At 75.5% G+C, this 2,190-nt stretch carries 2 protein-coding genes and 1 pseudogene; 1 reads left to right on the forward strand and 2 read right to left on the reverse strand.

What is annotated here, in order from left to right; translation table 11 throughout:
- Together HGA02_RS17155 and HGA02_RS17160 are read right to left on the reverse strand one after the other, a co-directional pair.
- Positions 1-258, reverse strand: a pseudogene (locus tag HGA02_RS17155) (aminoglycoside phosphotransferase family protein); the annotation flags it as partial.
- A 79-nt stretch (positions 259-337) separates the two neighbouring features.
- Entirely contained in the window at positions 338-1,303 is a 966-nt protein-coding gene (locus HGA02_RS17160; protein ID WP_168680398.1) for an alpha/beta fold hydrolase, read from the reverse strand.
- An 81-nt stretch (positions 1,304-1,384) separates the two neighbouring features.
- Here HGA02_RS17160 and HGA02_RS17165 point away from each other — a divergent pair.
- Positions 1,385-2,190: helix-turn-helix transcriptional regulator (locus HGA02_RS17165; protein WP_210728741.1), on the forward strand; the 806-nt coding region annotated here is incomplete at its 3' end.

Below are 2,190 nucleotides of genomic sequence, written 5' to 3' on the forward strand. Positions count from 1 at the left end.
CTCCCCGGTCGCCGCCCACGCGGCCGACGACGCGGGCGACGGCTCGCCCAGCACGCCGAGCGCCCGGCCGGGCACGGCGGCGATCGCGAGGACGGGCGGCTGGTGCCAGACGACCCGCGGGGTCGGGACAGGTGCGAGCGCCATCGCCCGCACCTCGACGGCGGTCCGCGTCGGGTGCGCGTCGACCTTGAGGAACAGGTCGCCGACGCGCAGCGTCGTGCGCTGCCGGTGCGCGACCACGATCTCGATCTCGTCCATCACCCGCCATCCTGGCGACCGACCGTCGCGGGCGTCGCGCGAAAACCGGAGTCCCCGCGCGACGCCCGCCCGACGCGCGCTACGCGGTGCGGTCCTGCCGCGCGAGCCACGCGAGGAGCAGCGCGGTCGTCTCGGCCGGCCGCTCCTGCTGGATCCAGTGGCCGGTGTCGAGCGTGACGACCTCCACCTGCGGCACGAACGTCGTGAGGCGAGGTGCTGGCGCGATCGTGTCCCGGGCCCCGTAGACCATGAGCGCCGGCTGCCGGACGACGGGGTCGACGTCGGCGAGCAGGTGCCAGTTGCGGTCGAGGTTGCGGTACCAGCTGACGCTGCCCGTGAACCCCGTGCGCTCGAAGGACCGCACGAAGACGGCGAGGTCGTCGTCGCTCAGGAGGGGTGCGCCGGGCGGTGCGTCCGCGCGGGCGAGGTCGACGAGGGCCATGCCCGGCCCGGGCGGTGCCGGCGGCACGTCCGTCCGGAAGAGGTTGCCGAGGAAGCGCGCCGGGTCCTCGTCGAAGACCGCGTCCGCGACGCCCGGGCGACGGTTGAAGTGGACGAAGTAGAAGTCGTCGCCGAGCACCTCCGCCATGACCTCGACCCACGGCCGCTCGCCGCGCTCCTGGTACGGCAGGCTCAGCGCGACGACGCCGTTGAGGCGCTCGGGATGCAGCAGCGCGAGGCCCCACACCACGAACGCGCCCCAGTCGTGGCCCACGAACGTCGCGTCGTCGTGGCCGTAGTGGTCGAGGAGCGCGACGAGGTCGCCCGTGAGGTGCGTCAGGTCGTAGTCGGTGACCTCGGTCGGGCACGACGACCGGCCGTAGCCGCGCTGGTTCGGGACGATCACGTGGTAGCCCGCCGCCGCGAGGGCCGGGACCTGGTGCCGCCACGACCAGGCGTGCTCGGGCCAGCCGTGGCAGAGGACGACGGCGCGCCCTCCGCGCGGGCCGGCCTCGAACACCTCGAGCTCGACGCCGTCGACGGCGACGAGCGTGGGCTCGGGGAAGTCGGTCGGGACGGTCGGTGCACCTGTCTGTGTGGTCATGGGCGTCATGCTGACCGGCAGAACCGGCCATCTCGTGACCGGTTTCCCTGGCAGTCTCACGACGTGCGCGCCGACCGTCTGATGGCCCTCCTCCTGCTGCTGCAGCGCCGCGAGCACGTGACGGCGGCGGAGGTCGCGCGCGAGCTCGAGGTGTCCGAGCGCACCGCGCGCCGCGACCTCGACGCGCTCGGCACGGCCGGCGTCCCCGTGTACTCGGTGCAGGGCCGCGGCGGTGGCTGGCGTCTGGTCGGCGGGGCTCGCACCGACCTCACGGGCCTGACGGCGGCCGAGGTCCGTGCACTGTTCCTCGTCGCCGGCCCGGCCTCGGCCGCGACGCCCGCCGTGCGGAGCGCGCTGCGCAAGCTCGTCCGCGCGCTCCCCGAGCCGTTCCGCGACCAGGCCGAGGCTGCGTCGTCGTCCGTGGTGGTGGACCCGCGCGGGTGGGGGTCGGGGCACGTCGAGCACCGCACCCCCCACCACCTCGACGCGGTGCAGGACGCCGTGGTCCGCGGCGTGCAGGTGCGGCTCGGCTACGTCGACGCGGTGGGCGCCGCGAGCACGCGGACCGTCCACCCGCTCGGCGTCGTCGCGCAGGGCGCGTCCTGGTACCTGGTCGGCGACACCGCCGCCGGGCGGCGCACGTTCCGGGTCGACCGGGTGTCGGCGGTCGAGCCGACCGACGACCCCGTGCAGCGGCCCGCAGACTTCGACCTGGCCACCGCGTGGCGCGCGATCGCCGACGACGTGGACCGCCGGCGCACGCCGCTCGCGGTACGGGCGCTGTGCACGCCCGACGGTCTCGACGTGCTGCGGATCGGGTTCGGCGGCCGCCTCGACGTGGGCCCGGCCGTGGCCGACGGGCGCGTCGAGGTCGTGGTCCGCGGTCG

This window comes from Cellulomonas septica (assembly GCF_012396155.1).
Classification (GTDB): domain Bacteria; phylum Actinomycetota; class Actinomycetes; order Actinomycetales; family Cellulomonadaceae; genus Cellulomonas; species Cellulomonas septica.